Annotated in this window: 22 protein-coding genes and 1 tRNA gene; 8 read left to right on the top strand and 15 right to left on the bottom strand. The window is 58.0% G+C overall.

Annotated features, from left to right (window positions below; translation table 11 throughout):
- Positions 1-146: 146 nt before the first annotated feature.
- Genes phnK through phnF form a run of 6 tightly spaced genes read right to left on the bottom strand, consistent with a single transcriptional unit; the run spans position 147 to position 4,549 of the window.
- Complete coding sequence (gene phnK / locus CBW22_RS23960; protein ID WP_088518071.1) at positions 147-908, bottom strand: phosphonate C-P lyase system protein PhnK; 762 nt, start codon at positions 906-908, stop codon at positions 147-149.
- Complete coding sequence (locus CBW22_RS23955; protein ID WP_088518070.1) at positions 898-1,746, bottom strand: alpha-D-ribose 1-methylphosphonate 5-phosphate C-P-lyase PhnJ; 849 nt, start codon at positions 1,744-1,746, stop codon at positions 898-900. The genes phnK and CBW22_RS23955 overlap by 11 nt, the downstream gene beginning before the upstream one ends.
- Positions 1,739-2,815, bottom strand: a complete 1,077-nt coding sequence (locus CBW22_RS23950) for a carbon-phosphorus lyase complex subunit PhnI (RefSeq protein WP_021509798.1) — start codon at positions 2,813-2,815, stop codon at positions 1,739-1,741. The genes CBW22_RS23955 and CBW22_RS23950 overlap by 8 nt, the downstream gene beginning before the upstream one ends.
- Positions 2,815-3,390 carry a phosphonate C-P lyase system protein PhnH gene (phnH, locus tag CBW22_RS23945; RefSeq protein ID WP_088518069.1) on the bottom strand — a complete coding sequence of 192 codons (576 nt, stop codon included), beginning with the start codon at positions 3,388-3,390 and terminating at the stop codon, positions 2,815-2,817. Before phnH ends, CBW22_RS23950 begins: the two co-directional genes overlap by 1 nt.
- Positions 3,387-3,836, bottom strand: a complete 450-nt coding sequence (phnG, locus tag CBW22_RS23940) for a phosphonate C-P lyase system protein PhnG (protein WP_058757348.1) — start codon at positions 3,834-3,836, stop codon at positions 3,387-3,389. The genes phnH and phnG overlap by 4 nt, the downstream gene beginning before the upstream one ends.
- Positions 3,833-4,549 carry a phosphonate metabolism transcriptional regulator PhnF gene (gene phnF, locus CBW22_RS23935; RefSeq protein ID WP_088518068.1) on the bottom strand — a complete coding sequence of 239 codons (717 nt, stop codon included), beginning with the start codon at positions 4,547-4,549 and terminating at the stop codon, positions 3,833-3,835. Before phnF ends, phnG begins: the two co-directional genes overlap by 4 nt.
- 312 nt (positions 4,550-4,861) lie before the next feature.
- Here phnF and CBW22_RS23930 point away from each other — a divergent pair, with 312 nt between their 5' ends.
- Positions 4,862-7,027: a putative bifunctional diguanylate cyclase/phosphodiesterase gene (locus tag CBW22_RS23930; RefSeq protein WP_088518067.1), complete on the top strand. Its 2,166-nt coding sequence runs from the start codon at positions 4,862-4,864 to the stop codon at positions 7,025-7,027.
- A gap of 184 nt (positions 7,028-7,211) precedes the next feature.
- Complete coding sequence (locus CBW22_RS23925) at positions 7,212-7,658, top strand: transposase (RefSeq protein ID WP_088518066.1); 447 nt, start codon at positions 7,212-7,214, stop codon at positions 7,656-7,658.
- Between the two features lie 1,123 nt (positions 7,659-8,781).
- On the opposite strand, the gene CBW22_RS23920 is transcribed toward CBW22_RS23925, so the two are convergent.
- The 4 genes from CBW22_RS23920 to nac form a co-directional block, all read right to left on the bottom strand.
- Positions 8,782-10,563 carry a thiamine pyrophosphate-requiring protein gene (locus tag CBW22_RS23920; RefSeq protein ID WP_088518065.1) on the bottom strand — a complete coding sequence of 594 codons (1,782 nt, stop codon included), beginning with the start codon at positions 10,561-10,563 and terminating at the stop codon, positions 8,782-8,784.
- Positions 10,564-10,689: 126 nt separating this feature from the next.
- Positions 10,690-11,529 carry a GNAT family N-acetyltransferase gene (locus CBW22_RS23915; RefSeq protein ID WP_088518064.1) on the bottom strand — a complete coding sequence of 280 codons (840 nt, stop codon included), beginning with the start codon at positions 11,527-11,529 and terminating at the stop codon, positions 10,690-10,692.
- 93 nt (positions 11,530-11,622) lie between these two features.
- Positions 11,623-12,582, bottom strand: a complete 960-nt coding sequence (gene cbl / locus CBW22_RS23910) for an HTH-type transcriptional regulator Cbl (RefSeq protein ID WP_021509789.1) — start codon at positions 12,580-12,582, stop codon at positions 11,623-11,625.
- 272 nt (positions 12,583-12,854) lie between these two features.
- Positions 12,855-13,772: a nitrogen assimilation transcriptional regulator NAC gene (gene nac, locus CBW22_RS23905; RefSeq protein WP_058757341.1), complete on the bottom strand. Its 918-nt coding sequence runs from the start codon at positions 13,770-13,772 to the stop codon at positions 12,855-12,857.
- Between the two features lie 185 nt (positions 13,773-13,957).
- On the opposite strand from nac, the gene CBW22_RS26425 reads away from it, so the two are divergent.
- Positions 13,958-14,107: a hypothetical protein gene (locus CBW22_RS26425; protein ID WP_155519939.1), complete on the top strand. Its 150-nt coding sequence runs from the start codon at positions 13,958-13,960 to the stop codon at positions 14,105-14,107.
- A gap of 121 nt (positions 14,108-14,228) precedes the next feature.
- Here CBW22_RS26425 and CBW22_RS23900 read toward each other — a convergent pair whose 3' ends face one another.
- The 3 genes from CBW22_RS23900 to CBW22_RS23890 are packed head-to-tail and all read right to left on the bottom strand — an operon-like array spanning position 14,229 to position 17,716.
- A complete protein-coding gene (locus CBW22_RS23900; RefSeq protein WP_058771113.1) occupies positions 14,229-15,260 on the bottom strand; it encodes an ABC transporter permease in 1,032 nt (343 codons plus the stop codon).
- Positions 15,261-15,274: 14 nt separating this feature from the next.
- The gene (locus CBW22_RS23895) at positions 15,275-16,759 is read right to left on the bottom strand and encodes a sugar ABC transporter ATP-binding protein (protein ID WP_021509786.1); all 1,485 of its coding nucleotides are present in this window, start codon (positions 16,757-16,759) and stop codon (positions 15,275-15,277) included.
- Positions 16,760-16,792: 33 nt separating this feature from the next.
- Entirely contained in the window at positions 16,793-17,716 is a 924-nt protein-coding gene (locus CBW22_RS23890) for a sugar ABC transporter substrate-binding protein (protein ID WP_058777951.1), read from the bottom strand.
- Positions 17,717-18,223: 507 nt separating this feature from the next.
- Between CBW22_RS23890 and CBW22_RS23885 the strand changes: the two genes are divergently transcribed.
- Positions 18,224-18,299 (top strand) — tRNA-Asn (locus CBW22_RS23885).
- 126 nt (positions 18,300-18,425) lie between these two features.
- Here the strand turns inward: CBW22_RS23885 and CBW22_RS23880 are convergent.
- Together CBW22_RS23880 and CBW22_RS23875 are read right to left on the bottom strand one after the other, a co-directional pair.
- A complete protein-coding gene (locus tag CBW22_RS23880; RefSeq protein ID WP_088518063.1) occupies positions 18,426-18,875 on the bottom strand; it encodes a GNAT family N-acetyltransferase in 450 nt (149 codons plus the stop codon).
- Between the two features lie 112 nt (positions 18,876-18,987).
- Positions 18,988-19,932: a LysR family transcriptional regulator gene (locus tag CBW22_RS23875; RefSeq protein WP_088518062.1), complete on the bottom strand. Its 945-nt coding sequence runs from the start codon at positions 19,930-19,932 to the stop codon at positions 18,988-18,990.
- Between the two features lie 146 nt (positions 19,933-20,078).
- Between CBW22_RS23875 and CBW22_RS23870 the strand changes: the two genes are divergently transcribed.
- Genes CBW22_RS23870 through CBW22_RS23855 form a run of 4 tightly spaced genes read left to right on the top strand, consistent with a single transcriptional unit; the run spans position 20,079 to position 23,560 of the window.
- Entirely contained in the window at positions 20,079-21,029 is a 951-nt protein-coding gene (locus CBW22_RS23870) for a PDR/VanB family oxidoreductase (RefSeq protein ID WP_176428181.1), read from the top strand.
- Complete coding sequence (locus tag CBW22_RS23865) at positions 21,026-22,225, top strand: amidohydrolase family protein (protein WP_088518060.1); 1,200 nt, start codon at positions 21,026-21,028, stop codon at positions 22,223-22,225. Before CBW22_RS23870 ends, CBW22_RS23865 begins: the two co-directional genes overlap by 4 nt.
- Positions 22,212-22,667 carry a RidA family protein gene (locus CBW22_RS23860; RefSeq protein ID WP_088518078.1) on the top strand — a complete coding sequence of 152 codons (456 nt, stop codon included), beginning with the start codon at positions 22,212-22,214 and terminating at the stop codon, positions 22,665-22,667. The genes CBW22_RS23865 and CBW22_RS23860 overlap by 14 nt, the downstream gene beginning before the upstream one ends.
- A gap of 14 nt (positions 22,668-22,681) precedes the next feature.
- Positions 22,682-23,560 (top strand): creatininase family protein, encoded by an 879-nt coding sequence (locus tag CBW22_RS23855; RefSeq protein WP_088518059.1) that lies wholly within the window; start codon positions 22,682-22,684, stop codon positions 23,558-23,560.
- Positions 23,561-23,564: the final 4 nt, after the last annotated feature.

Here is a 23,564-nt window from a genome sequence, read left to right as displayed (position 1 = left end):
CGTGCAGCCGCACGTAACCGTAGCGGCGCGATTTATCGCGCATTTAGCAGCAACGCTCGGTGTTCAACTGAGCGCAATAAATTGCGCCGCTACGATTGGTGCACACCTCGTGAGTAGTGCGCATTAATGCGCACCGCCAGCGTGTTCTATGCCAGCACCGATGAAACCAGCAGCTGGGTGTACGGATGGTGCGGATCGTCGAGCACCCGGTCGGTGAGCCCGCTCTCCACCACTTTGCCCTGCTTCATTACCAGCAGGCGGTGCGCCAGCAGACGCGCGACGCCGAGATCGTGGGTGACGATAATCACCGCCAGATTCAGTTCGCGTACCAGCGTGCGCAGCAGATCCAGCAGGCGCGCCTGCACCGAGACATCCAGCCCGCCGGTCGGCTCATCCATAAACACCAGCGTCGGCTGCGTCACCAGGTTGCGCGCAATCTGCAAACGCTGCTGCATGCCGCCGGAAAAGGTGGTGGGCAGATCGTCGATGCGGTTGGCCGGGATTTCGACGTCCTGCAGCCAGCGCAGCGCCTCGTTGCGGATGTCGCCGTAATGACGCTGTCCAATCGCCATCAGACGCTCACCAATATTGCCGCCCGCCGTCACCTGCGGACGCAGGCCATCCAGCGGATGCTGATGCACCACGCCCCACTCGGTGCGCAGTAAGCGCCGGCGCTCGCTCTCGCTGAGCTGATACAGATCGCGGCCGCGATAAAGAATGTTGCCCTGCTGGGGCGCCAGACGCGCCGACAGGCTGCGCAGCAGCGTGGTTTTCCCCGAGCCGGACTCACCGACAATCCCCAGCACCTCTCCGGGATAGAGCGCAAAACTGACGTCTTCAAAACCTTTGCCCGGCGCGTAGAGGTGCGTCAGGTTATTGACCGCGAGCAGCGGCTGTTCACTGTCCATGCTGTTGTTCCTGCTGCTGGTGGCAAAAATCAGTATCGGAGCAGACAAACATGCGCGTACCGGCATCATCCATCACCACTTCGTCGAGATAGCTGTGGCGCGAACCGCACAGCGCACAGGGTTGTTCCCAGCTCTGCACGCTGAACGGGTGATCGTCGAAATCAAGACTTTCCACTTTGGTGTAGGGCGGCAGCGCATAAATGCGTTTTTCACGTCCGGCACCAAACAGCTGCAGTGCCGGCATCATGTGCATCTTCGGGTTGTCGAATTTGGGAATCGGCGACGGATCCATCACGTAGCGATCGTTAATCTTCACCGGATAGGCATAGGTGGTGGCGATATGGCCGTAGCGGGCAATATCTTCATACAGCTTGACCTGCATGATGCCGTACTCCTCCAGCGCGTGCATGGTGCGGGTTTCCGTCTCACGCGGCTCAATAAAGCGCAGCGGCTCCGGGATCGGCACCTGAAAAATCAGCACCTGATCCTCTTCAAGCGGCGTCTCCGGAATGCGGTGCCGCGTCTGGATCAGCGTGGCGTCTTTGGTGGCTTCGGTGGTTGCCGCCCCGCTGACGCGCTGGAAGAAGCGCCGGATAGAGACCGCGTTGGTGGTGTCATCTGCACCCTGATCGATCACTTTCAGCACGTCGCTGTCGCCAATAATGCTGGCAGTGATCTGAATGCCGCCGGTGCCCCAGCCATACGGCATCGGCATTTCGCGGCCGGCAAACGGCACCTGATAACCAGGGATCGCGACCGCTTTCAGAATGGCGCGGCGGATGGTGCGTTTGGTCTGCTCATCCAGGTAGCCGTTGTTGTAGCCGGTCAACTCACTCATCATTCTGCTCCTGATGCTGTTGGCGCAGCCGCTGCAGCAGCTCCAGCTCCGCCTGGAAATCCACGTAGTGCGGCAGTTTCAGATGCGAGACAAAGCCGGCGGCTTCGACGTTATCGGCGTGCGACAGCACGAACTCTTCGTCCTGCGCCGGCCCGGCAATGCGCTCCTGATACTCGGGTGCCTGCAGCGCACGGTCCACCAGCGCCATCGCCATCGCCTTACGCTCTGCGCGTCCGAACACCAGACCATAGCCGCGGGTAAAGTGCGGCGCGCTGTCGCCCTGGGTGGTGAAGCCGTTGACCATTTCGCATTCGGTCAGCAGGATCTCGCCAATTTCAATCTCAAAACCCAGCTCTTCGGGGCAGATCGACACGCTGAGATAGCCGGTGCGGATTTCACCGGCAAACGGATGGTTGCGGCCATAGCCGCGCTGGGTCGAATAGCCAAGCGCCAGCAAAAAACCCTCGTCGCCGCGCACCAGCTGCTGTAAGCGGGCGGCGCGTGACGCCGGATAACCGGGCGGCTGGCGCGTGATGTCACACGGCTCGCTGCCGTCATCCTCTTCACGCGCTGCCAGCCCTTCACGCGTCATCATGCTGAACACATGCGGGCAACGCTGCGCCAGCGCCTGATCGTCACGCGCGGCGGCCGGCGTTTCGCCGTTGGCCAGCAGGGTAAAATCCAGCAGGCGGTGGCTGTAGTCATAGGTCGGGCCCAGCACCTGGCCACCGGGCAGATCTTTGTAAACTGCCGAGATGCGGCGCTCGATGCGCATTTCCGCGGTTTCCAGCGCCAGGCTGTCCGCGAGGCGCGGCAGCGTGGTGCGGTAGGCGCGCAGCAGGAAAATCGCCTCGACCAAATCACCACTGGCCTGTTTGATGGCTAAGGCCGCCAGCTGTGTGTCAAAGATGCCGCCTTCGGTCATCACCCGGTCCACCGCCAGCCCTAGCTGTTGCGCCACCTGATCGCAGCCCAGCTCCGCGACGCTGCGATCGCCACGGCGCAGATCGGCCTGCAGCTGATGGGCGCTGGCAATCGCCTTTTCGCCCCCTTTCACGGCTACATACATCAGCACACCTCCACATCGGTGGTGCGTGGCAGCGCCATCATCGCTTCACCGCAGGTGAAAATCAGATCCACCCCCTGCGGGAACGGATGCGGGCGCTCACGCAGATAGGTCAGAATGGCGGCCGGCAGCTGCGGCGCGATGGCGCGCGGCTCACGCAGGCCGGGCCCGGAGAGGCGCAGCGTCAGCCCGCCGTTGAGCGACGGCACTTCGACAATCAGCGTGGTGCTCTTCTCAGGGGACAGATTGTCACCGGCGGCGAAGCAGGTGGGATCGGGATTGGCCGCCGCGTGGGTCAGCGCAAATGGGGCATCGCGCTCATCGACAATCGGTACGCCGGTGTGAAAGCGCAGGTTGCTGCGCACGATATCGCTGTCCACGCGGCGATCCAGCCACAGCGCGCTCTCCTGATCGACCAGCGTCAGCAGCACCGCCGTTGCGGCCGGGGAGAGATCGCCCCAGCCCTGCGCCAGCGGCAGCGAGACCATCACGCCCGGCTCGCTCATCGCTTTGAGAATGCGGCGGAAGGCGCGCTGGGCGTCGGCAACCGGATGGTTAAAACTTGCCAGTAATGTCATTCGTTATCTCCGCGAACCAGCGTAAAGAAATCCACTTTGGAGCTGGCGATTTCCCGCGCGCGCAGCTGGCGCTGCTCTTCACGCAGTGCCGCCAGCGGGGCAATAATTTTTTCCTGCAGCAGCGCCTGGGTTTCCGGCTGTTGCAGCAGCGCATCAATCAGCGCGCAGCGTTCGGCATGCGCCTTATCGCGCCCCAGCACATAGCTAAAACCCAGCGTGCCGTCGTGCAGTCTGATCACCGCACGGGTGACGGTGGCATCGCCCATGACGAAGCGTTTCCCGCTGCCGCCCATGCGCGCCTGCAGACGGGTTAAACCGGTTTCCGCCGGGCGCAGGCGCTCGAAGGCGGGTGTAAGCTGTAGCGACTGCCAGTGGCTGGCCAGCGCGCTGGCTTCACTGTGCGCCAGCACCGAAAGCCAGTGCTGACGGGCGGTTTGCTGTTTCATTGGTGCTCCAGAGTGAGTTCAATCATGTCGCCACGCGTCAGGCTGACGGAGTACTCCGCCACCTGACCGTCCGGCTGTGTATTCAGGGTGCGCACGCACAGCAGCGGCGCGTGCAGCGTAATCTCCAGCTGTTTGCACTCTTTGGCCTGTGCGCGGCGGGTACTGATGCGGGTCTGACGGCGGCTCAGCTGCAGGCCGAGCTGCTGCTGCATGAAGTCGTGCAGGGAACCGTGCTGGAACGTCTGCAGCGCCGGCCACCAGCGCAGGTCGGCCAGATAGTGATTAATCACGCACACCGGCACGCCGTTGACGCGGCGCAGAGTGCGTAAGTGAATGACGCTGGCGCCCTCGTCACTGCCCAGCGCGGCGGCCACGTCGCTGCTGGCCGGACGCAGTACCGCCAGCAGCCGTTCGCTGGTGGGATGACTGCCCTGCTCCAGCAGGTTCTGGCTAAAGCGCGCCTGGGCATGCAGCGGGTAGTCGTACGGGCGCATCAGTACCAGGATGCCGACGCCATGGCGCCGCTGCAGCAGGCCTTTGTTCACCAGCTCATCCACGGCCCGGCGCAGCGTGTGGCGATTGACGGCATAGTGATCGGCCAGCTGCTGTTCTGACGGCAGATAATCGCCGCAGCGATAGCGCTCCTGCAGCGCCTGCTCCAGCTGGGCGGCAACCGCCTGATAGACAGTGGTCGGATGTCTGGATATCTCCATCACGCTCAATACCTCATTCGCTTCAGGTTGAGGGGCGCAGCGGAAGAGGCTGCGGAATGGCGACTACAGTGCGGGAGACAGATGACAGTGCCGTGACGGCTCAGTGACGTGCGGATGAATTTGCTTTAAGGCAGCAGGATGGCAGCCAGACGGCGACCAATTCAATAAAATCCACTTAACTGTTACCTTTGTGACTATGCGCAAAAAAATCGCGTGCAGTTTCACGCCTTTAACGCTTCCCTTACCGGATGCAGGCTGCGTAAATTCTGCTAATTTATTCAGTAAGCCCTGCCCGGAGCGTGAAACCTTAAAATGATAAACACCTTCAAACTTTCGCACGGTTTTCGCCGCAATTTTTTGCGCGAAGTGATCCTGCCGCTGGTGGCGATTTTGCTGCTGACTTTTCTCGGTGCCGGTTTTGGCCTGTTCTGGAGCACCTCGGCCACCAACCATGAGGCGCGCGAGCAGCAGCAGCGGATGATCGCCGCCTCGTTTAATCAGAGCCTGAGTGAACATCTGCGCCAGCTGCGCAGCCTGACGCGCTGGTCCCCGCTCGCCGATCAACTGGCGCAGCCGCAGCCGGACAGCGACTGGCTGAATCAAAACGTCGGTAGCTGGCTGTACGATATGTTTGATCATCAGCTGATTGTGCTGCTTGACCGCACCAATCAGCCGACCGCCGTGTGGCGCAACGGCCAGCCGGTGGCGGATCTGCGCATCGGGCCGTACCTGCGCGATCTGTTGCAGACGCCACTGGTGCAAAGCAGTGATGAGGTACCCGGTCCGGCCGACCGCGCGGATTTTGTGCGCATCGGCCAGCGTGCGGCAGCGCTGGCAGTGGGCGATATCAGCAGCACGCGCGAGGCCGGGCGCTACCGGCTGGTGAGTATTAAGTTTCTTGATGATGGCTATCTGCGCAACCTGTCTGAACGCAGCCAGCTGCGGCAGCTCTTCTTTAGCGATGGCGTACCGCAGAACGAACACAAAGCGCGCTATCCGCTGACCTCGCGTCAGGGCGATATCGTCGGCTACCTCAGCTGGGATCCGGACAAGCCAGGCGCGCAGATGTTGCGTACTCTCGGTCCCTCCACGCTGATTTCGGTGCTGCTGATCACCCTGCTGTGCCTGTTTATGGTGCGGCGTATCTGGACTTCCTCGCTCGATTTATCGCAGTCGCTGCTGAAGCTCGGGGCCAGCGAGGCGCAGGCGCAGCATCTGGCGTTTCACGATGTGCTGACCGGGCTGCCGAACCGGGCGCTGGTTGAAGATCGGCTGACTCAGGCACTGGCCGCCGCGACCCGTCACGACCAGCGCGTGGCGTTGCTGCTGCTGGATCTGGATCGCTTCAAAATCATTAACGATACCTGGGGCCATCACGCCGGCGATGACCTTATCATCGAGGTGGCGCGCCGCCTGAGTCACCTGGTGCGCGCCAGCGATACCGTCGGGCGTATTGGCGGCGATGAATTTATCATCGTGATGCCGGAGGTAGAGAATATCGGTCAGGTGCAGGCGCTGGCGCAGCGCATCATCGCCGCGCTGGGCGAGCCGTATCAGCTGGTGGGCAACGAACTGTGGGTTGGCGTCAGCATTGGCCTGGCGCTGGCACCCCGCGATGGCATTGACCGGCTGGAGCTGATGCGCAAAGCCGACATAGCGCTGTACGAGGCGAAAAATGGCGGACGCGGTCAGTATCGCCAGTTTGAAAAGGTGATGGATGAATCGCTGCGTACGCGGCAGCAGATAGCAGCGGATCTGCGTCAGGCGCTGGTCACGTACGACGGTCTGGCAGTGTGGTATCAGCCGCTGATGGAGATCAGCGGCCAGCGGATTGTCGGACTGGAAGCGCTGCTGCGCTGGCATCATCCGCAACGCGGCGATGTTTCGCCTGCGGACTTTATCGCCATCGCCGAAGAGACCGGCATGATTATTCCGCTGGGCGAATGGGTGCTGCGCGAGGCCTGCAAAACCGCCCTGAAGTTACCGCAGGTGATTGTGGCGGTGAACGTTTCGCCGGTGCAGTTCCGCGCCAGCGGGTTTGTCGAACGCATGATTGAGATTGTGCAGTCGGAAGGTGCCGATCCGCAGCGGCTGGAGCTGGAAATCACCGAAGGCGTGTTGATTGAGGATGAACACGAAGCGCGCAACAGCATCATCGCGCTGCGCGACGCCGGGTTCCGTATCGCGCTGGATGATTTCGGCACCGGCTATTCGAGCCTGAATTATCTCAGCACGTTTCCGGTCGACAAGATTAAAATCGACCGGTCGTTTACCCAGTCGCTGGGCGTTGCGGAGAATTCCACCGCGATTGTTGAATCCGTGGTGCGCCTCGGCCACGCCATGGGCCTGACCGTCACCGCCGAAGGCGTCGAAACCGAGGGCCAGAAAAACGCGCTGGCCGATGCCGGGTGTAATGAGCTGCAGGGATATTTGTTCAGCCGGGCGGTGCCGTTGAGCGAGATTGAGCGGATGGTGTGAGGATGCAGAAGAGACGCGGTAAACCACGTCGCTACGATTTGTGCGGGAATGTATTTACGTGTTGGTCTATAACGGAAATCGTAGCGGCGTTATTTTCGCGCTTTTTTGAATCTGGATCGGAGAAGTTAAAAAACAATCTGAAAAATTGATTCGGATAGCAGATGCTCTGTGAAAGGAGGCTGTTATGCAATTCAGAAAACAATTACGACTGTTGCATTACGATTACGCTGCAGCGGGAGCTTATTTCATTACCCTCGTTACGCGACAACGGTTATGTCTGTTTGGCCGTATCAGGCAGGCGCAACTGATTCCCAGTAAAACAGGGAGTGTTGTATATCAGGAATGGCTTAATCTGTCGTTACGTGTTCCAGGATTGATGACAGATGCATTTGTTGTGATGCCAAATCACCTACACGGCATTTTGTGGCTGTGTGGCGAGAACAATAATTCCTTAAGCAGAATCGTAGCTGGTTATAAGGCAGGCGTTAGTCGGGTTATCGCAAACAGAGTGTGGCAACACAATTTTTATGAGCGGATTATACGTAATGAAAAAGAGCTGTTTTTCGCACGGCAATATATTGAGCAAAACCCGTTGAGGTGGGAGCTGGATCATTATTATCAACAAGAGTGATGTCGATTATAAAGCGCAATAAATTGCGCCGCTACGATTCGTGCGGCATTGTATTTCTGCACCACCATCCTGCACACATTGTAGCGGCGCGATTTATCGCGCTGAGTGAAACACTGCACAGCTGCCCGAATGCGCAATGAATTGCGCTGAGTTAAACACTTCACAGTTGCCAGAATGCGCAATGAATTGCGCCGCTACGATCCGTGCGGGATTGAATTTCTGCACCACTATCCTGCACACATTGTAGCGGCGCGATTTATCGCGCTGAGTGAAACACTGCACAGCTGCCCGAATGCGCAATGAATTGCGCCGCTACGATCCGTGCGGCATTGTAGTTCTGCACCACCATCCTTCACATATTGTAGCGGCGCGATTTATCGCGCTGAGTGAAACACTGCACTGCTGCCGGAATGCGCAATGAATTGCGCCGCTACGATTCGTGCGGCATTGTAGTTCTGCACTACCATCCTGCACACATTGTAGCGGCGCGATTTATCGCGCTGAGTGAAACACTGCACTGCTGCCGGAATGCGCAATGAATTGCGCCGCTACGATTCGTGCGGGATTGAATTTTTGCACCCCCATCCACACACATTGTAGCGGTGCGATTTATCGCGCTGAGTTAACCATTTCACAGCTGCCGGAATGCGCAATGAATTGCGCCGCTACGATTCGTGCGGCATTGTAGTTCTGCACCACCATCCTGCACACATTGTAGCGGCGCGATTTATCGCGCTGAGTTAAACATTGCACAGCTGCCGGAATGCGCTATGAATTGCGCCGCTACGATTCGTGCGGGATTGAATTTTTGCACCCCCATCCACATACATTGTAGCGGCGCGATTTATCGCGCTGAGTGAAACACTGCACAGCTGCCGGAATGCGCAATGAATTGCGCCGCTACGATTCGTGCGGCATTGAATTTTTGCACTACCATCCTGCACACATTGTAGCGGCGCGATTTATCGCGCTGAGTGAAACACTGCACAACTGCCCGAATGTGCAATGAATTGCGCTGAGTTAAACACTTCACAGTTGCCCGAATGCGCAATGAATTGCGCCGCTACGATTCGTGCGGGGTTGAATTGCGGCACCACCATCCTGCACACATTGTAGCGGCGCGCTAACCCTTGCTGTGCAGCAACTGGCTGGCGGTGTCGCTAATCACCTGCGCCATGCCGCGGTCGCCCTTCGCCATTGACGACATAAAAGCTTTGGCCTGCTTAAGCGTGATATGCGGCGGCAGCGGGGCCACTTCCGGATCGGTTTTCACTTCCAGCACTACCGGTCGGGTGGCGCTGAGCGCCTGCTGCCACGCCGCTGCCAGGTCTTCGGGCCGGTCGACATAGATGCCCTGCAAACCGAGGCTGTCGGCAAAGCGCGCATACTGCACGTCCGGCAGCTGCTGCGAAGCTTCAAAGCGCGGATTGCCTTCCATTACCCGCTGTTCCCAGGTGACCTGATTAAGATCCTGATTATTGAACACGCAGACAATCAGGCGCGGATCGGCCCACTGCTGCCAGTATTTCTGGATGGTGATCAGCTCGGCCAGGTTGTTCATCTGCATCGCCCCGTCGCCCACCAGCGCCACCACTGGCTGAGTGGGAAAGGCAAATTTCGCGGCGATGGCAAACGGGACGGCAGCGCCCATGCAAGCCAGACCACCCGACAGCGTGGCGCGCTGGCCCTGCTTCACCCGATAATCGCGCGCAAACCAGTTGGCGCAGGAGCCCGAGTCCGAGGTGACAATCGCATCTTCCGGCAGCTGCGGGGACATCTCCCACACCACGCGCTGCGGATTGACCGGGTTGGCGGGCGCCATGGCGCGCTGTTCCATCAACGTCCACCAGTCGCGCACCTGCACCGCGATCTCCTCCTGCCAGTGGCGATCCGCTTTATGGGTCAGTAACGGCAGCAGCGCGCGCAGGGTCTCTGCCGCGTCGCCGTGCAGATTGACCTCGCACGGATAGCGCAGCCCCAGCATCGCCGGATCGATATCGATTTGTACCGCGCGCACTTTACCTTCCGGCGGCAGAAACTCGGTCCACGGAAAACCGCTGCCAATCATCAGTAAAGTGTCGCAATTCTGCATCAGCTCCCATGACGGTTTGGTGCCGAGCAGGCCGATCGAACCGGTGACAAAAGGTGCATCGTCCGGCAGCACGTCTTTGCCCAGCAGTGCTTTGGCCACGCCCGCGCCGAGCACATTGGCAATCTGCACCACTTCAATCGCAGCACCGCGCGCACCGGCACCGATCAGTACCGCGACTTTTTTGCCGGCGTTAAGCACTTCTGCGGCACGGCGCAAATCCTCGTCGTAGGGCACAATCTTTGGCCGCTGATAGCCCGGCCCGGAATGGGTAAATCCGTGCGCATGCTGCGGCGGCTGCCAGTTCTCATCCTGCAGATCTTTCGGCAGGATGATCACCGCGACGCCGTTCTGCGCTTTGGCAATGCGCACGCCGCGATCGACCAGATGCTGGACCTGCGCCGGGGCTGCCGCTTCCTGCACAAAGTTCGCCACATCGGCGAAGATGCGGTCCAGATTCATCTCCTGCTGGTAGCTGGCGCCGCGCGCAGTGGTTTCCGCCTGGCCGGCAATCGCCAGCACCGGCGCGTGATCCATTTTGGCATCATACAGGCCGGTCAGCAGATGGGTCGCGCCAGGTCCGCCGGTCGACAGACAGACGCCGAGCTCACCGGTAAATTTGGCGTGACCGGCAGCCATAAAAGCCGCCATCTCTTCATGTCGCACCTGAATAAATTCGATGCCTGCACCGGCTTTATTGGCCCGCTGGATAGCGCCCAGCACGCCGTTGATGCCATCGCCCGGATAGCCATAAATGCGCGTGACGCCCCATGCCTGCAGGCGTTCAACAAAGAAATCGCTGGTTTTCTTGCTCATGACGGGCTCTCCCTTAGACGTTTGCAATAAACGTTAAGGGTAGCCGACGAAATGGAATGTGACAGATAACGCCTATTCGGCGACGTTCGCCGCGTCTGGCTTAGAAATCGCCGCCGTTACGCTTAGTTAACCCAGCGCAGGCGAGACCAGCGCGAAGGTCTGCGGCCCGTTCGGTGCCGCCCGCCACGGTGTGCCGTGTACCATCGCATAAGGCGCATCGACCTGCGCCAGCCCAAGGTTGAGCAGCCACGCGCCGAGCCGGGCATCGGGCGTGTCCATCCGGACAAACTGCTGCGTCAGATCCTGCATCAGCTGCGACACCAGCGCCTGCGCCGCCGCAACATCGTCAGCAATCACCGGGCCGATGGTCCAGCCGTGCCCAAAGCGGCGGCGACTGGCAAACCCCTGCAACCTGCCCTGTGCATCCTGCAGCACCACGCTTTGCGCCAGCAGCTGCTGGTGCAGACGCGTGCGCCGCAGCCCGTTCGCCTGATAATCCAGTGCGTCGATGGCGGCGGCATCCGCTTCAACGGCCGGCCGCAGCGTCAGGCCATCCGGTACGATTACCGCAGTCTGCTGCGCCAGCGCGCGCGTCTGGTGCTGCGCCACGCGATCGCAGGCCTGGAAGCCGAGCTTCTCATACAGTACCTGCCCCATATCGGTGGCGTGCAGCCGCACGTTGCAGCCGGAGAATTTTTCAAGCATGGCCTGCATCACCTGGCGGCCAATACCGCGTCCGCGCGCCTGTTCGCTCACAATCACCAGACCAATAGTGGCGGCATCAGGCCCCCAGCGCCAGCCAATCGCCCCGCCGAGATAGTCGCCCTGCGCCTCAACCACCACGCCTTCACCCAGGGCGATGAGCTGCTGCCAGTCTTCACGGCGATGCGCCCAGCCCAGTTGCTGAGTCAGGCGATAACCCGCTTCGGCGTCCGCGAGGGTCATGGCGCGCAATATCGTATTCATGCGGTTCTCCCTGAAAAACATTCTGCCCGCCAGCTTGCCACGTCCGTTTGGGGAAGCAAATAAAAAAGGCCCGCACCGGGCCAGAGAGGAAACTCAGATTTGGAAATCGATGGCGGGTTCGTCGTCGGTTTCGTAAGAGAGCGCCTGCCGTTTGATCTCTTCCAGTGACAGGTTAGCGTTACACAGTTCAAGGAACTGCCAGACGTAGTTGCGCTGGAGCTGGCCGCGCTTCAGCCCGAGCCACACGGTGTTGGCATCAAACAGATGGTGAGCATCGATCTTCACCAGGTCTTCGCCATCGTAAATATCGCACGCCTGATCGGCGAGGATACCGACGCCCAGCCCAAGTTCGACATAGGTTTTCACTACGTCAGAATCCTGCGCGCTGAGCACGATATCCGGGCGGAGGCCAGCAGCCTGGAAGGCGCGGTCCACGCGCGAGCGACCGGTAATCCCCTGACGATAGGTGATCAGCGGATGGCGGCTGAGGCTGGCGAGCGTGACCGGCTGATTCGCCAGCAGCTCGTGATCGTGCGGCACCAGCAGCGAGTGGTGCCAGCTGAACCACGGGAATGCCGCCAGGCTGGTGTTATTCACCAGTTGCTCCGAGGCGATGCCGACATCGGCCTCACCGGCCAGCAGCATGGCGACGATTTCCTGCGGCGAACCCTGATTGAGTTCCAGCCGCACGTTGGGATAGAGCTGGCGAAACGCTTTGATGACGCGCGGCAGGCTATAGCGCGCCTGGGTATGCGTGGTGGCGATGGTCAGCACGCCGCTGGTCTCATTGGTAAACACATCCGCCAGCCGGCGCACTTTGCCGGCCTCATCGAGGATGCGTTCAGCAATGGTCAGCAGCGCTTTGCCCGGTTCGGTCATGCCTAACAGCCGCTTGCCACGACGAATGAAGATTTCCACGCCCAGTTCATCTTCCAGATCGCGAATATGCCGGCTCACCCCCGATTGTGAGGTAAACAACGTATTGGCGACTTCTGTCAGGTTGAATTCGCAACGGGCCGCTTCGCGTATAATTTTAAGTTGCTGGAAATTCACACCCTTTTCTCCTGTTTCCTGCCCCTGTTTCGTCCATGTTATGAAGTTGGTGTGATTGCAACAAATAATAAAAAACGGTGTGTTATGCGGAATAGTAATAAGCGTGAGGTTGGGGATGGGTGCGCTTTGCCGCCCTCACCCCGGCCCTCTCCCATAGGGAGAGAGAGCGGATCGCGCGAGATTGAGATGGCGTGCCGGGATGGATGGCTGCCCCAGACGGTTCCCTCTCCCGCGGGCGGGAGAGGGTTAGGGTGAGGGAAAAAACCTCTCTATCAACCCACTAACATCAGCTCGCGCTCCTCCACCATCGGCTTATTCAGCAGCGACAGCAGGATGTTTTTTACCGCCTGCGCCGATGGCGACAGCGGCAGGCGCGCTGAGACGTTCAGCGACAGCGGCAGATTCAGCGACGGACTGTTAATGCGTGCCATCCACGCGTGCGTTGAACTCACCAGCGCGCGCGCCGCCGATTCCGGCAGTACGGTAACGCCCATGCCGCTCGACACCGCCGCGGTTAAGGTTGAGATCGACTCAATTTCACCGATGATTTTCGCGCTCAGACGACGCAGCGAGAACGCTTCGTCCACGCGTTTGCGCACTGCGCTGTAGTCACGCGGCAGGAACAGGTTCATCTGTGCCACGTCAGCCAGATCCACCGTAGCACCCGGACAGGCCGTCGCCCCTACCAGATACAGCTCCTCTTTCATCAGCGGAATGCTGTTGATACCGGCAGTCGGCGCGCGATCGTACAGCACGGCCATATCCAGCTGGCCATTCATCACTTTCTCATTGAGCGAAGTGCCGCTGTTCTCGTGCAGATAGACCAGCACATCAGGATATTGCTCGCGCACCGTTTGCAGCAGCGGCATGGTGAGCGAAGAGGCTGCCGTGCCCGGCGCGAGGCCAATCGATACCTGACCATTGAGCGCCTGGCCAGCGTTGATCACCGCTGTCTGCGCCTGTTCGCACTGGCGCAGAATGGTGCGTGCGTGAGCATAAAGAATTTTACCGGCTTCGGTTGGCGTTACGCCGCGCTTGGTGCGGATCAGCAACTGCTGGTCGAGTTCGTTCTCCAGCGTCGCCACCTGTTGGCTGAGTGCAGGTTGTGCGATATGCAGGACTTCTGCTGCCTGCGTCAGGCTGCCGATATCGACGATTTTTACAAAGTATTTCAGTCGTCTTAAGTTCATATTGCCTCCGTCACGGATCCCCGAATGCCCAAATGATGAGTTCTCAGCCTGCTGGCTTGTGACAAAGAAATTGCAATATGCAGGCCAGGTTTGATCTTTACCCGGCGGGCACTGACCAGAATTTTCCTAACGAACGGGAAAATAAGCGTTTCTGATTACCCCGAATGGGTTAATAAGTGCCGCACATGACCCATAACGTTTATCCGCTGGCGATGACGCACCCTGATGGTGCAGCATTTGCGAGGCAGATGTGCAAAAAAGTGATGACTGCGCGTGCTGCTGTGGTGCAAAACGGGCAGAAAATGCACGGATTGCGGGGGCAGAAAGGAGAATAAAGAGAAATTGCGCGGTGGCTATCAGTGGGAAAACTTATTGTGTCTGACGATGCCGGCAGCCCGGCAGCGTGCAATTACCGCCTTACCCTGCTCCTCTCCCGGAAGAGAGGAGCAGAACGGGTTAGCGTTTTTTGCGGTTGCGGTGCATATCAATTGAAACCGCCGCGACGATGATCATCCCTTTAATGATGTCCTGCACGTAAGCATCGACGCCAACAAAGGTAAAGCCACTTTTGATTAAGCCGAGGATCACTGCGCCGATCAGCGTGCCGGTAATCCGCCCGACGCCGCCCATCAGGCTGCTGCCACCGATAACTGCGGCGGCGATGGCGTCGAGTTCATACGCCATGCCCATGCTCGACTGGCCGCTGCTGACGCGCGCCGCCAGCACCACCCCCGCCAGACCCGAGAGCGCCCCGGCGATGGTATACACGATGATCAGGTATTTATTAACGTTGATGCCCGACACTTTGGCGGAGGTCATGTTGCCGCCAATCGCATAGACATATTTGCCGTAGCGGGTGTGTTTGAGTGCGATGTGGAACAGGAAGGCGACCACCAGGAAGATAATCACCGGCATCGCGCCCTGACCGATGGAGGTGAAACCGTCCGACAGGAAGCTGATCGGGTTGCCCTGGGTGTAATATTGTGCCAGACCGCGCGCCGACACCATCATACCGAGCGTGGCGATAAACGGTGGAATACCGGTTTTGGTGATGAGCACGCCGTTGACCACGCCGCACAGCAGGCCGACGCCGATGCCCGCGACGATCGGGATGGCGGCGGGCAGATTGACCAGTGACGGATACATCGGCGACAGGCTGTCAGACGTCTGCGCCAGGCTGGCGGCAACCACCGCCGTCAGGGCGATAACCGAACCGGACGACAGGTCGATACCGGTAGTAATAATCACCTGGGTGACGCCGACGGCGATGATACCGATGATCGCCACCTGCAGCACAATCAGTACTAAACGGTTGGTGTTGAGCAGAAATGACTGGTCACGCACGTACCAGCCGGCTATTTCAAAAATCAGCGCAATGCCTAACATCACGACAAAGATGCCGGTGTCTTTTGGCAGTTTATGGCGCAGATTACCGAAGAAAGAACTCTGTTCGCTGGCCTGCGGGGCCGTTACTTTTACGTTACTCATAGGGGTCTCGTGCCTCACTCGGATGCCAACGACAAAATGGTTTCCTGGTCGGCCTCTTCTTTATCGAGGATGCCGGTTATACGTCCGCCGTGCATCACCATCACCCGGTCGCTCATGCCGAGAATCTCCGGCAGCTCAGAGGAGACCATGATGATGGCCACGCCACGGTTAGCCAGTTCACTGATCAGGCGGTAGATTTCGGCTTTGGCGCCAACATCAATACCGCGGGTTGGTTCATCGAGGATCAGAATCTTCGGTTGCGCCAGCAGCCAGCGCGCAATCAGCACCTTCTGCTGGTTACCGCCGCTGAGGTTATTGATGATCTGATCCATGGTCGGCGTTTTAATATTGAGTTTGCGGATCTGCTCCATGCAGTCCTGCGCCATCTTCATGTGGCTAACGAAACCGCTTTTGCCGATGTAATCGGGCATATTGACGATGCTCATGTTCTCCAGCACCGACAACACCAGAAACAGCCCGGACTTTTTGCGGTCTTCGGTGAGAAACGCCATGCCCTTCTCAATCGCCGTTGACGGCGAATCGATTTTCACCGGCACACCATCAATCAGCACTTCACCGCTGTCGAAGCTTTCCATGCCGAACAGGCTCTCCATCACCTCGCTGCGTCCGGCACCCACCAGCCCGGCCACGCCGAGGATCTCGCCTTTGCGCACGCTGAAGCTGACATCGGTAAAGCGGTCTTTGCAGGTCAGGTTGCGCACCGTCAGCACTTCTTCGCCGATGGCACTGTTGAATTTAGGGAACAGCTGCGTCAGTTCGCGTCCCACCATCTGGGTGATCAGCGACTGACGGGTAAAGGCGGTGGTGCTGTTGCTGCCGACCCAGGTGCCGTCGCGGAAGATGCTGATCTCATCGGTAATGGCGAAAATTTCATCCATTTTATGGCTGATATAGATGATGGCTTTGCCCTGGGCACGCAGGTCGCGGATGATGGTGAACAGATGCGCCACTTCGGTTTCCGTCAGCGCCGAGGTCGGTTCATCCATAATCACGATGTCGGAGTTCCACGACACCGCTTTGGCAATTTCCACCATCTGCTGGGACGCAATGCTGAGCTCGCCGACCAGCCGATCGGCTTTCAGACGGATATTCAGCTTGTTAAGCAGTTCCTGCGTCTGCTGATTGAGCTTGCCGTGATCGACAAAGCCGTATTTCATCGGTTCACGACCGAGCCAGATATTCTCCGCCACGGTCATGTAAGGCACCAGATTCAGCTCCTGGTGAATCATGGAAATGCCGGAACGCAGCGCGTCCATGGTGTCCTGAAACTGCACCGGCTCCCCTTTAATGCGGATGGTGCCCTTATCGGGACGATACATCCCGATAAGGCATTTCATTAAAGTGGATTTGCCCGCGCCATTTTCACCCATCAGGGCATGTACCGACCCCGGCTTAATACGCAGTGAGACATTGTCGAGTGCCTTCACTCCGGGGAAGAACTTGCTGATGCCTTCGGCTTCAAGCGCAAAAGCGGTCATACATCACCTCCGTACGGCTAAGTCGGTTACGGTTTATTTCTGGTTCTGACTGGCAAATTTTTCGTAGTTATCTTTGGTGATCAGCTGGAACGGGATATCGACCACTTTCTGCACTTTCTCGCCGTTAATCAGCTTGACCGCCGTCTGTACCGCGCCTTCACCCTGACCTTTCGCATCCTGGAAGACCGTGGCGACCATTTTGTCGTTCTTGATCATCTGCAGTGCATCCGGGGTACCATCCACACCCGCGACCAGAATGTGATTCGGGTTTTTGCCCAGCGCCTGCAGCGCACCGATCGCCATTTCATCGTTGTTAGAGGCAATGGCCTGAATGTCATCGCCGGCGGTCAGCCAGTTACTCACCACGTCCACCGCATCATTACGGGTAAATTTGGCGGTCTGTTTCTGTACCACTTTAATGCCCGGGTATTTGGCGACCACCGCTTCCACGCCTTTGGTGCGTTCACGGGTTGATTCGTTAGCCAGGTCACCCAGCAGAATCGCCACGTTGCCTTTACCGTTCATCTTTTTCGCCAGCGCTTCCATCTGCAGACGGCCTGCCAGTTCAGAATCCGAACCGACGAACGCCATTTTGTCTTTCAGCTCACCCGATGGTTTGCGGTTGACGAATACCAGCGGCACGCCGGCCTTAGCGGCGGCATCCACCAGCGGTTTCACCGCGTTGGTATCAACCGGGTTCACGATGATGGCGTCAACACCCTGACCAATGAAGTTCTGCACCTGCTGCAGTTGCTGGGCCACGTCGCCTTTGGCGTCTTCAACCTGGCCTTTGATATTGTCTTTTTGCATCTCTTTCTGCATGGCTGTGCGCAGGATGGTGAGGAAGTTGTCATCAAACAGCGCCATAGAAACGCCCAGCTGGATATCTTTTGCCATCACAGCGGCAGGTAACATGCAAGCTAACAGGGAAGTCACTAACGCTTTTTTGAATTTCATAGGTAACCCTTCTTATTTGTTAACGTGCTCAGGTTGGCTGAGTCCGCGAATGAAAAATATCTTTTACATTCACTCAACGTCGCTGGCGTTTTTTTTCTGTTCGTAGAGGTAAGGCTTCTGGTCTGACGCTATCGGTACCGTGCTGCTCCTTTTTTCAACATCTTCCTTATCAATATGTTACTTTCGCAAGAAGCGTTGAGCGGACAAAACTCGTTTCGGGCGTGATGATAAGCAGTTCATTTGTTTCATCCTTTCTTCTTTTGAAATTTTCATCATAAAAGCACTGAAATGATTGTTTTAAAATCGGCAAATAACAAAACTTTGACACGCATCTAACATCTCAAAGGAAATGCGTTTAAAGTGAGATCTTGCTGGCAGTTTGAAATCTGCCCATTCAAGGCAGAAAAGCAGCAATCCGCTGCTTTTACGCGCACTTAAACCAGAAGTGTGCGATCGGGCTTTGACAACGGGGATCGGCATCGCTAATATTCGCCTCGTTCCAACGATTCCTCTGTAGTTCAGTCGGTAGAACGGCGGACTGTTAATCCGTATGTCACTGGTTCGAGTCCAGTCAGAGGAGCCAGATTTAAAGAAGCCCGCTCAGGGAAACCTGAGCGGGCTTTTTGTTGTGGTGAGTTTGCTGGGCGATGGAAGATGATACGGGCCGCTAAATCAAACCCGCCGGACTGATGTCAGTCAGCCCTTTGCTTTATAACGTTTTGCCCAGGCAAATGGCCTCTTCCCGGCCGCGGTAGGGTCCGTAATTTTCTCTCTGCCGGTAACCCTGCCTGATATAAAAATCCACGGCGCGCTGATTAACATGCCGGGTTTCCAGCCACAGTTCACGATATCCCAACGATTTTGCCGCGGCTTCCAGAGCGCTGAGCAAGGCGCAGCCGATGCCCGGCAAACTGCGGTCGGAGAACATCCTTTTCAGTTCAGCGATCCCGGCAGCCACCGGCCGTAACGCGCCGCAGCCGACGGCCGTGCCTTGCGCATCTCTCGCGATCACCCACAACGCGCCTTCACCCTGAAAGGTGTCAACGCTGGCGCGGCTGTTTCCGCCATCGCCAGTGATAGCCGCAAGCTCTGCGGAGAGTTTTTCAATCAGCCACTGTGATTCCGCCGAGCGCGGGTCTGCGTGTTCAATCTTCACCATCGTGATACCTGTATTAAAGGAGGCTGCTGTGGCGCTACCAGACTGACCTGACATCTACAATAGGTGTTGTTCGTCACCACCCGCTGCAATATCTGGCAGGCAAGTCCGGCGTTTACCCGATATGCTTCTCTTCCTTCCCCGCCAGCGCTTCTTCACTCTCTATCATTGCAAAGAATAACTCGAGCTGCCCGAGCATCATTGACGCGGCCACCGATAACTGGCGTTGTGGTGCCACGCACAGTGACAGAGTAAAGGGTTTTAATACCGTGTCGATCAGCGGAATGAATTTCAGTTCTCCCCGGCGATATTCATCAACAATATCCAGCCAGCACATCAGGCTGATGCCAACATCATCACGCACTAACGATCGCAGCATATGAATGTTATTGGTGCGCCCCACTTCCTTCAGGCGAATGCCAGAACTGTTAATGAGCGCTTCCAGCGGATCGGCCAGCATTAATGGCGCGGCGGGCACAATAAACGGCCAGGGTTCGCAATGGCTGAAGCGAATAGATTCCAGCGCTGCCAGGGGATGATGTCGGCTAACCACAATCCCCAGACGCAGATCGGCAAAGGATTTCACCAGCAGTTCACGCGAGCTTTGTGGGTTCAGCATGATGCCAAAATCCGCATCACCGGCGGTCAGCGCATTCGCGATATGGATATTGCTCATGGTGGTGAGGGTAAACGAAATGCCCGGATAGTCTTCACGGATACGCTGCAGGATTGAGGAGAAAAAACCGCGGTTAATGGCATCAATGGTGGCGATATGCACATGGCCATGTCGCAAGCCACGCAGATCCTCTAATTGGGTACAAACACGACCAAAATCACGTTGCCAGTTTTTGGCCGCATTAAACAGGATTTCGCCAGCGGCAGTCATACATAAACCTGATGGATGGCGTTCAAACAACGGCATATCCAGCTGTTCCTCCACGCGCAAAATCTGCCGGTCGATAGAGGAGGCAGAGACGTGTAACACCTCGGAAGCCTTACGTAGCGAACCCTGGCGTGCCACTTCGGTGAAATAAATCAGAAAACGTGAGAAGGCAAACATAGTGGGTGCTCTCTTTTTTGCAACGCATCATGCGAATTAAACAGATGGACGCTTACACAACGGCAAAATAATAATCGCATCCATGATAAAGACAAGGGTATGCGCGGCGCTAACGCTGATGACAGCCCTGCAAAGACAGGCTGATTATGAAATCAACACACCTGGCTGTCACCGTCATCGCAAAGCAGTCCAACGGTGCTGGCAATCTGTTACTGACGCTGGAAAGTGCCAGCGACCAACCGCTGCCGCCTTTTACACCGGGCGCGCACATTGATGTCCACCTGCCGGCGGGAGGGGTGCGTCAATACTCACTGTGTTCGCCAGCCAGTGCCGCTGGCTATGAAATCTGCGTGCGTCTTGATCCCGCCTCGACAGGCGGTTCCCGCTGGCTGCATCAACAGCTGAATGTCGGCGATGCGTTAACCCTGTCGGCACCGCGTAACCACTTTCCGCTACCGGATGCACCGCGCACCTTATTATTTGCTGCCGGTATTGGCCTGACGCCACTGCTGGTCATGGCAGAAGCGCTGGCCGGGCGGCAGGCTGAATTCATGCTGCATATCTACCTCAAACATCATGATGAACTGGCGTTTGCGACACGTCTGGCGCAGCTCGGTGAGCGTGTCGTCATTCACTACAGTAGCGAAGGCGACAGCCTGCGCACCCGGATACCTGACGATCTGGAAACATCAGCCAACAGCGCGCTGGTTGCCTGCGGACCAGCTGGCTTCATGCACCACCTGCAGCAGCAAACGCTGGAACGCGGCTGGCAGCCGTATCAATGGCACAGCGAACGTTTCAATCCTGCAGCCTCCCTGATTACCGCAGGCGACAGCTTCGACGTGGAGATTGCCTCCTCCGGCGCGCGTTATACCGTTGGACAGGCTCAAAGCATTGCCGGGGTGCTGGAAGCGGCGGGTATCGACATCGAACTCTCCTGTGAGCAAGGCATGTGTGGTGCCTGCATTACGGGTGTTTTGTCGGGTGAACCCGATCACCGCGACGAGGTGTTAAGCCCAAAAGAGCGTGCCGCGAATGACTGCATCGTTCTGTGCTGCTCACGCGCACGCTCTCCGCTTCTGGTACTGGACTTATGAACATCTATCCAGGCGCAACCGGCGCACGTTTACCCCGCTGGCTCCTGCCAGACAGCTGGCCACAGCAGGACAATCAGCCGCAGCTGGCGACGTTACATTTTCACGCTGACGGGCTGCAGTTCGCGCCCTGTGAAGGAGCGTATGCTGATTATTTACCCCTCAATGGCGCTCTGGTGCTTCCCGCCCTGATCGAACCGCATGCGCATCTGGACAAAACGTTCACCTTCGAGCGCAGCCCGGCACGCCAGCCCGGTTTGCTGGCTGCGATTACCGCGATGCACCAGGATCGCGTGCACTGGAGCCGTGCAGACCTGCATCAGCGCGCGCATCAGGCGTTGCAATGGGCGGTGGAGAGTGGCGTGGGTTTATTGCGCACCCACGTCGATTGGTTCAGCGCGCAGGCGCCGCTGGCGTGGCAGGTTATTGGTGAGTTACAGCATCCTTTATGTCGCATCGAACGCGTGGCCCTCGCCCCGCTGAGTTTTTTCGCCAGCACGGATGATGCGCAGCACATTGCCGCTCAGGTGGCCATCAGCGGTCCGGGCGCACTTCTGGGTGGTTTCATTCACAGCAGCAACTGGGATGCGCAAGCCTTCTCACATCTTCTGCAAGCTGCCGAACAGTGGCAGCTCGATATCGACCTGCACATTGATGAAGAGTTGAATGCTGATGCCCAGGGCATGCGCTGGCTGGCGAACTACCTGCAACAACATCCGTTCAGTGGTCATATTACCTGCAGCCACAGCTGCGCGCTGTCGCAACAGGAAGATGCGCTGCAGATTCTTGATCGGCTGGCCCTGCACCAGGTGACGCTGATCGCTCTGCCCCTGACCAACCTGCTGTTACAGGACGCCGTGCCCCATCGCACACCGCGTCAGCGTGGATTAACGCTGGTGAAAGAAGCGCAGGCGCGTGGAATTTCACTGCTGCTGGGCGCTGATAACGTGCAGGACGCCTTCTGCCCCCTCGGCAGTTACGACCCCCTCGATACCCTGTTCAGTGGGGTATTGAGCCTGCAGTTGGGAGCTGCCTTTGATGAAGCCTCTCAGCTTATCTGCCAGCCCGACGCTTTCCGTCACAACGATATGGTGATTTTTCCGCATGCCGATACAGCAAGCTGGCCGCTGCGCCAGCGCCAGCGCTATCGGCTTAAACAAGGCGTGCGTTATGGAGAAGAAACTGATGACGCTAGATGAAGGGGCGGGTAAGCCGCTGGCGAAATATGCGGCGTGGCGACGCGTCGGCGACTTTATTTTTCTCTCGGGCATTATTCCGGTGAATCCGCAAACCGCGACGATCGTGCGCGGTTACAGCGATATCCCCGAAGCAGCGCAACGGCTGCTGGGACGCAGTGGTGAATTTTCTACCGATTTCAAAGAAGGTCCAATCCTGGCACAAAGCTGGTATGTGCTGGAGAGCATCCGCACCACCCTTGAAAGCGCCGGTGGGCAGATGAGTGATGTTTTCAAACTGGTGCAGTACTTTCGCAATCTGGACCATTTCCCGCACTACAGCCGGGTGCGCAAGCAGTTCTTCCCGGACGAACCGCCGGTGTCAACGGTGGTGCAGGTCAGTGAAATGCTGCCGAGCCCGGACGTACTAATTGAAGTTGAAGCCACGGCGTGGTTGCCACAATAACGCGAGGAAACAGTATGTTGCATGGTTATATCCCGGCAAACCGCTTTTTGCCGTACCTGAGCTGGACCGACATCGCCACACTGGATAATAAAGCCAACACGGTGATTGTGTTACCGACCGGCGCCATCGAACAGCACGGTCCCCATCTGCCGTGTGCCGTCGACAGCGTCATTTCATCGGGCGTGGTCGGGCATGCCCTGGCACGTTTACCCGCGGATATCCCGGCTTATGCCATTCCGCCGATCACCTATGGCAAATCCGATGAGCACCTGCACTTTCCCGGCACGCTGACGCTGACCGGGGAAACCTTGTTACATACCATTCTGGAGATTGGTGAATCCCTTTATCGCGCCGGTTTCCGCAAGTTTTTAATGGTGAATGGCCATGGCGGGCAGCCACAGCCGCTGCAGATGGCCGCACGCGAACTCCGTCTGCGACACGGTGACATGATCATCATCATGCAAGACACCTTCAAAGTGCCCAACTGTGCCGAAAGTTTTATGGACGACAAAGAGCGTCAAATGGCGATGCATGCCGGTCATGCGGAAACCGCACTGATGCTGGCACTCGCCCCCGACACCGTGCAGATGAGCAAAGCCGTGGCGAATTATCCCCCTGCCTTCCCCTGCCCGACACTCTCGACCAGTAAACCCATGGCGGCATGGGCTTCTTATGATTTCGGCCCCAGCGGCGTTATTGGCGATCCACTGCCGTCCACGCCCGAACAAGGCGCGGCGATTCTGGATTCGCTGGCGGAAAGTTGGGCACAGGTGATCACCGAAATGCATCAAATGAGCTGGGTAACCCGCGCTGAACCGGCATGGGGCACAGGTCACTGGCAGGGCAAAGTATTAGACCACAACGACGCTGCATCACTCTTAACACCGCGCTAACCGG

Origin of the sequence: Pantoea sp. VS1 (assembly GCF_002207995.1) — a bacterium.
GTDB classification, from domain to species: domain Bacteria; phylum Pseudomonadota; class Gammaproteobacteria; order Enterobacterales; family Enterobacteriaceae; genus Pantoea; species Pantoea dispersa.
This window is presented reverse-complemented; position numbering and strand designations above follow the sequence as displayed.